General features: G+C 30.1%; 6 protein-coding genes. All 6 read left to right on the top strand.

The genetic code is table 11. From position 1 onward, the window contains the following. The first annotated feature begins 119 nt into the window (after positions 1-119). The 6 genes from J4051_RS18555 (at position 120) to J4051_RS18580 (ending at position 7,073) form a co-directional block, all read left to right on the top strand. Positions 120-1,013, top strand: coding sequence for a hypothetical protein (locus J4051_RS18555; protein WP_208235382.1), 894 nt, complete (start codon positions 120-122; stop codon positions 1,011-1,013). A 319-nt stretch (positions 1,014-1,332) separates the two neighbouring features. Then, the gene (locus J4051_RS18560; RefSeq protein ID WP_208235383.1) at positions 1,333-2,604 is read left to right on the top strand and encodes an SIR2 family protein; all 1,272 of its coding nucleotides are present in this window, start codon (positions 1,333-1,335) and stop codon (positions 2,602-2,604) included. After that, complete coding sequence (locus J4051_RS18565; RefSeq protein WP_208235384.1) at positions 2,604-4,694, top strand: ATP-binding protein; 2,091 nt, start codon at positions 2,604-2,606, stop codon at positions 4,692-4,694. Before J4051_RS18560 ends, J4051_RS18565 begins: the two co-directional genes overlap by 1 nt. A 363-nt stretch (positions 4,695-5,057) precedes the next feature. Continuing rightward, entirely contained in the window at positions 5,058-6,083 is a 1,026-nt protein-coding gene (locus tag J4051_RS18570) for a TIR domain-containing protein (protein ID WP_208235385.1), read from the top strand. 210 nt (positions 6,084-6,293) lie between these two features. Beyond that, entirely contained in the window at positions 6,294-6,851 is a 558-nt protein-coding gene (locus J4051_RS18575; protein ID WP_208235386.1) for a hypothetical protein, read from the top strand. Between the two features lie 60 nt (positions 6,852-6,911). Then, the gene (locus J4051_RS18580; protein ID WP_208235387.1) at positions 6,912-7,073 is read left to right on the top strand and encodes a hypothetical protein; all 162 of its coding nucleotides are present in this window, start codon (positions 6,912-6,914) and stop codon (positions 7,071-7,073) included. Positions 7,074-7,360 lie beyond the last annotated feature (287 nt).

Raw genomic sequence — 7,360 nt, forward strand, 5'->3', positions numbered from 1 at the left:
TTTAAAGCCAAAAGAAATACTACCTTAACCGCTCTCTAAATAGCAATTGATTCATTAATTTTAGTCCGAATTGAGTTGATGCACAGACTCACGTTGGGTACAATTAAAAAAAACGAACAATGAAGAAAATTTCAGCATTTTTAATTACAATTTTACTTTTTGGTTTTCAAAAAACATCAGCTCAAAATTATCTGAATTATTACGAAACAATAAATAAAGCTGAAATAGCAAACCTTGATAAGGAATTTAAAAAATCTGATTCAATTTATCAAGTAGCATTTACCCTCGTTGAAAAGCCTTTTAAGGAGGATTTTCTATTAGCTTCTATCAATTCTGAAAAACTAAAGGATAACCAAAAAACCTTTGACTACCTAAAAAAAGGAATTAATAACGGACTGACTTTAAAACAGATTAAAAAACAACTACAGGAATTCAAAAAATCACGCAAATGGAAAGAACTTAAAAAAGAATATAATTCCATTCGTAAAAACCATCTATCAACTCTGAATTTACCTTTAAGAGAAGAGATTTCAGAAATGATAAGAAAAGACCAAAAAGCCAGAGCACCCATTTTTGGAGGTTGGAAACAAATGAAAAAAATAGACACCTATAATTACAATAGACTTATTGATATTATTAAAAAAAATAACAATAAATGGCCTGGATTTTCGACAATTGGCGAAATAACACCAAAAGGAAAATACGACGTAACGAAAAATATAACCTTAATGCCACTACATTTTAAGGAAGAATGGGTTGAAAAATTAAAACCATATATGTATGAAGCTGTTTTGAATGGAGAGATTTATCCGTACCAATTTGCCAGAATAATTGATTACAAAAACCTTAAATGCCAGATTTACGGAACTTATGCGTACAGTGAAAAATATGAAGTTGGAGAAATTTGTGATTGTGAAAAAGCAAATCAAGAAAGGAAAAAAATCGGATTTGAAACAATAAAGGATTTTTATAGAAAAATAGAATCTGAATACAAATGTCGAATTAAAAAATAACTGTACCCAACACCGTGTAAAAATAATTGCTTGGTTCTCGCCTACTTGGAAATTCCTGCGGAATTTCCACAGGCTCGGTCAATATTTACTATTTTAGGTGCTTGCCACCGCAACTATTCTTACACATAAACGTTGTGCATAATGCGGAAATCGTGCTAAAATTGAACATTTGAACTAAAAAAGCCAACGCGCAAACAGCACATTCATTTTTTTGCCAACGCTCATCGCCAACGCTGAAAAAAATAAAAGAGCTGTTTCTTGCCAACGCACGAAATTGAGAATAATTGATTAAATTGAAAACCAAAAAAAGAAATTATTAATGGCAGAATCTGAATTATATTTTTACAAAGGAGACGAAGAAGTTTTACAGAAAATTAAGGAGAAAGCAGATGAAAAAACTGAAACTGCTCTTTTAAAAAAAATACAGGATTCTTTCAATAAAGTTCTCGATGGTAAGCATTTATCATTTCTTCTAGGCTCTGGTTGTTCCTCTTATTACATTGAGAAAGAAGAAAAAAAATGGGAAGAAGTAGGTATCCCAACAATGGCACCACTCGCTACAAATTTTTACGAAAATATTTTATCTGATGATGATAAAAATTGGCTGAAAAAAGATATAAAACTTGACATTACTTCAGCCAAATTCCAAGATAATTTAGAAATTTTTCTAGGAACACTTCACAGTCTTATATATTTCTACGAAACTACAAATCAAAGTGAAACCGACGAATTTATAAAGGTCAAAGGTATTATAGAAAAAGCAAGAAATTTTCTTTTAGAACAATGTCTTAATGAAACTAAAAGAGGCAATGAAGCTGATATTGATTTAATCAATCTTTATAAAATGTTTTATCGTAAATTATTGTACAGAAATACAAATCTTCCTAAACCAAGTATTTTTACAACTAATTATGATTTGTACTCTGAAATTGCACTTGATAGTTTAGGAATACATTATGTCAATGGATTTTCAGGTGGCATAAAAAAATATTTTAATCCAACTATTTTCAACTATGCATTAGCGGAAAAGATGGATTTATCTCAAGGTAAATGGAGTGTTATTGATAATTTCATTTACCTGTATAAAATACACGGTTCTATAAACTGGGTTCAAGACGAAGAACAAACAAAACTTTTTAGAGTAAGAGAAATTCAAGAAACAACTTTAGAAAACCTCAAAAAGAAAGATGTTATAATGATACATCCTACACCTTTAAAACAAAATGCAAGTATGGGAAGTCCATATTCAGATTTGTTTAGAGAGTTTCAAAAAAGATTAATGAGAAACAACAATATTCTTATTACTCTTGGATATAGTTTTAGTGATGAGCACATAAACAATTTAATCTACCAAGCATTCACAATACCATCTTTCAGATTAATTGTGTTTGGAGATTTTGAAAAAAGTAACGAAATAAAAAAACTAAAATCACTCAACGACCCAAGAATTTGGATTGTAGGTGGTAAACTAGAAAATGAAGAAAGCCTTCATTATTTCAAGGGCTTTGTTGAACAAATATTACCAGACTTAAGTAATGATGAAATTGATGACAAAATCGATAATGCCATAAAAACTCTATTTCCAAGATAATGAATAGAGAAGACAAAGAAAGAGTTATTGGTAAAGTAGTAGCTATAAATTCTGACCGATTTACAGTAGAACTGTTAAGCGGAATTGATAATTTCAATATTAGTGGGTTTGACGACATCCATTACTTTGCTCAACTTAATAGCTACGTTGTTCTACCATATCAAAATTACTTCATAGTATCAGAAGTTTCTGGAGTTAGAGAAAAAGAGCTAAATGTACCTTTCAGCAATCCTAAAGAACAAATTTTAAGTAAAATTACAACTGGAAAATATTTAGAAATATTGCCTATCGGTACACTTAAACCATTAGATGAAAATCCAAATTATTATAAATTCGACTTTGGAGTAAGCGTTTATCCTGCACTATATACAGACGTGCTTTATATAAAAGAGAAAGAACTTGATGCTATTTTTAATGTTGAGGAACAAATTGAGATAGTTTGTGAAAAACCATACGAACACAAAGAAAAATGTGATTGTGAAAAACGACGTTATAAAACTCTTTCAATTGGTACTTCCACCATATTTCCAGATTACGAAGTTAAAATTGATATAGATAAATTTTTTGCTGGACATTCTGCTGTATTAGGAAATACAGGAAGTGGTAAATCTTGCACAATTTCTTCCATTCTTCAATCAATTTTTAAACTCTCAAATCATAGTGCTGTAGGAAGTACATTTATTGTTTTCGATGTAAATGGCGAATATAAACAAGCTTTTAGTGAGATATCCGAAAATACCGATATTGAAGTAAAAAACTTTTGCATTGGCAGTACAGAAAAAGATGTTCAAGAATTTGAATTACCACATTGGTTTTTAACTATTGATGAATGGGCATTATTACTTCAGGCAACAGAAAAAACTCAATTACCAATCTTAAGAAATGCACTCGGATTGGCAGCAATATTCAATTCTGAAAATGATGTAAAGGAACTCAAAAATCACATTTTAGCAACCTGTATTAGTGAGATTTTAAGAGATGAAACTAGTAGTCCCTCAAAAAAGGATAGAATTACTTCAATTCTGCAAAAATTTAATACAGAGGAAATAAATTTATCAAAGGAATTTTCATTTGTTGATGATGACGGCAAAACTCATAAAAAAATCCAAATTGATAGAGGCTATGTTTTGGATATTAATGTGAGAAATTGCTTAACCGTACATTATGGCGAGATAAAAGGCATAAACCAACTAATATCATATTTAGAACAAAAAAATGCAGATGGCACTTCTGTTTTTATTATTGATAATTTCCAAATGCCATCTTATGAAAAATATCAAAAATTCAATTTTAATATTATTGAAGATGCTTTAGATTTAGCACTCTTATACGAAGAAGCTCACGGTAATAGACATATTAGAGATTATTGTTCTTCACTAATTACAAGAGTAAAAAGTATCAAGGACAGAAATGATTTCAATTTTCTCAAAAAAGATGATGGAAATATAAGTGATTATAAAAACAAATTAATTGGACTAAATGAAGTAAAAAGCCAAAAATTTAAAACTAGCCAAATTACTATTATTGACATAAGCGCTGTTGAAGATGAAATAGTGGAAGTAATATCTTGTGTTATATCTCGCATAATTTACGAAAGTGTAAAGGAAATAATTCCTCGAAATTCATATCCAGTAAATCTTATTTTAGAAGAAGCACATCGATATATTTCGCACAACCCAATGGGAACATTTCTTAAAGCAAATAAGATTTTTGATTCAATTGCTAAAGAAGGAAGGAAATTCGGACTATTACTTTTAGTTTCATCACAAAGACCTAGCGAGTTATCTAAAACGGTTTTATCTCAATGCAGCAATTTTATAGTCCACCGAATACAAAATCCAGAAGACCTATCACATATTCGACAAATTACACCACACATTTCCGAAACAATTTTGAGGAGGATGCCATCTATTCCAACCCAACACGCATTGATTTTTGGTCATTCGGTAAATCTTCCGACAACTTTTAAGGTTCACGAAGCAAAACCATTACCAAAGAGTGATAATAATAGAATAAGCGAAAATTGGTTTAGACAAAAGGGATTTTCATTATCGAAAAATGCAGAAATAATAAAAGATGAGGAAGAATAAAATGCCGACGCTAAAAGCCATACACATTCGCAATTCGCACCAGCCAACGCTACGCCAAAAATTGCAAAAGAGTATGTCTAGCCAACGCTCACTTCCGAACTAAATAATAAACATCGGAAAACAAAGCAGAACGTGAAAAAGCACTATGCACAACAACGTATATAACTCATAGCTAGTCAGTTGCTTAATCAAAGTTAAAGCATTTTTGCAAGTCCGCCAAATTTTTTAATTTGGCTTATTGTAAAAAAAAGATAATAAGAAAATTAAAAAATTTGGCTCGTGCTAAACCGAAAAGTTATCGCTAATTTGCACGCTACGAGCCATATACAAGACCGTTGTAAGTAATGCAAAAAAAACACGATAATGTTTAAAGAAGTTTTCATAAGTCACGCTAAAGAGGATTACGAAGTAGCCGAAAAGATTTATGATTTTTTGGAATTATATAACTATTCACCTTGGTTGGATAAGAAAAAGATTAAGGTTGGTGCTAATTGGGATTATGAAATAAAAAAAGCTCTTAAAGAATCTACTTTTGTAATATTATTACTTTCATCTACTTCAGTCAAAAAAAGAGGTTATGTTCAAAAAGAATTTAAATATGCGATTGAATATGCAGAAAGTAAATTAATTGATGACATTTATATTATACCAATTTTAATTGACAAATGTGAAGTTCCAGAACAACTGAATAAGTTTCAATGGATAGAAATGAAAGATGAAAATATTTTAACGCAAGTGTTAGAATCTCTTGAATTTCAAAGGCAAAAATACTTGCAGGAATTACCATCCGAATTGATAGAAATTAATGATTTCTCAACTATCTCAATAGATTTGAATCTTGATGTTCCAATAAAAATTGATTACGAATGTGAAATTCCATTATTTCATCAAAACAAATTTTTCGATGCCAAATTTATAAACACTTTCGTTCAGCAAAAAGTTTTAGAAAATATTAGTGAGACACGAAAATGGATTGGCGAATGTTTGGAATTTTTAAAAAATAGCGAATATCTATATTTTGAGATTTCATTTAACATTACAAAGCTTGATGAGAGTTTTTTAAGTTTATCAATTATTTACAATTCATTTTTAGGTGGCGCTCATCCGACAACAACAATCGATACGTTGAATTTTGGATTTAAACCAGATAGAAAAATATCTTTTAGAGAAATTATTGAGTATAACAATCTTAAAGAATTTTTAGATAGTGCAATTGAAAAATATGGTACTCAAGAACAAAAAGAATGCTTGAAAGATTACACGGAATATATTGATGAAGAAAATATAAATTTTACTTTTAATGATGATAAAATTACGATTGATTTTATGAATCAGATTCCAAGAGTAATTTTAGCACTCGGAGATTTAGAAATACCAAGAAACCCGTGAAAGCACTACTTACAACACCGTATATAGCTCATAGCTAATTAGTTGATTAATCAAAGTTAAGGCATATTTGCAAGTCCGCCAAATTTTTAAATTTGGCTAATTGATAAATAAAAGATAATAAGAAAAATTTAAAAATTCGGCTCGTGCTTAACCGAAAAATAATCGCTAATTTACACGCTACGAGCCATATACAAGACCGTTGTAAAACATTTGAAAAAGACAATAAACATACTTATAATTATATTCCTATTTAGTTGTTCAGATACTACTAAAAAGGAGACTCAACGGACAGAAACGCGGAATTTGACCGTCTTTGAGTTTGATTCTTTGGTCAGTAAAGCGGATTATGAATTGAGTATTCGGGAGCGAGATAGCGTAATTATTTATAATTATAAAAACATAAATGATTCAACTAAAAATAAAGATTTTCGCTATTTGAAACATTCTGACCAACTTTTAGCTGGACCATTTGAATTTAAAAAAACTGAAAACCACCATTATCCAACTTTTGAGAATTTTAATTATTATGACTCTGATCCAGGAATTATGGATGGAATGGGACCTGTAATTTTTAATGATGAATTTGGAGTTTTAGGTTTTGATAATGGAATGGGAACACAATATTATTTTACGAATGATTCAATCGGAAAAATTGAATTACCAATTTTATACAAACAAACGGAATTGAATGTAACTGACAATATCCCTCAAGGGAAATTCAAGTACGAAATATATTTTGCCGAATTTGGAGGTAGAATGCCAAATTGAACTTGTGAAATAGAAATTATTGGAAATAAAATCATTGTCACTCAAGACAAAACCACAAATTTGACTGGAGGAGAAATTATCTTCGATGGATTAATTTTAAAACATAAAAGTGGAAAGTGGATTTTAGCTGACAAAAAAGAAGAGGTGAATGCCGATGAAATTGGAGGCTGTACAGAAATACCTATAATTGATTTTGAGAAAAAACTAATAGAATGGTGTTAGAAAAACGTTTTACAACACTGTATAAAAAAAATAGGGCAAGTCAGTGCTAACCCAATGTTTTGGCACATTTGCGAGGTCGCCAAATCTTTTGATTTGGCTTTTAGAGAAAAAATTAAAACAAAATGCAAAAGATTTGGCTTGTTGATAATCCGAAAAGTAGTTGCTTATTTACAGCCCTACTTCTTTTATACTAAACGTCAGACTGCGCAATAACCTCCCTTTCTTAATAACTTTGTTGATTTCCTTTTAACGCATTGCCCGGATCACTTTAAGATATTGGTTATCTT

Source organism: Gelidibacter pelagius (assembly GCF_017581925.1).
Lineage (GTDB): Bacteria > Bacteroidota > Bacteroidia > Flavobacteriales > Flavobacteriaceae > Gelidibacter > Gelidibacter pelagius.

Bases quoted from the DNA above. Each gene is read 5' to 3' on its own strand.
- J4051_RS18555 (WP_208235382.1), top strand. From the start codon at position 120: ATGAAGAAAATTTCAGCATTTTTAATTACAATTTTACTTTTTGGTTTT.
- J4051_RS18560 (WP_208235383.1), top strand. From the start codon at position 1,333: ATGGCAGAATCTGAATTATATTTTTACAAAGGAGACGAAGAAGTTTTA.
- J4051_RS18565 (WP_208235384.1), top strand. From the start codon at position 2,604: ATGAATAGAGAAGACAAAGAAAGAGTTATTGGTAAAGTAGTAGCTATA.
- J4051_RS18570 (WP_208235385.1), top strand. From the start codon at position 5,058: ATGTTTAAAGAAGTTTTCATAAGTCACGCTAAAGAGGATTACGAAGTA.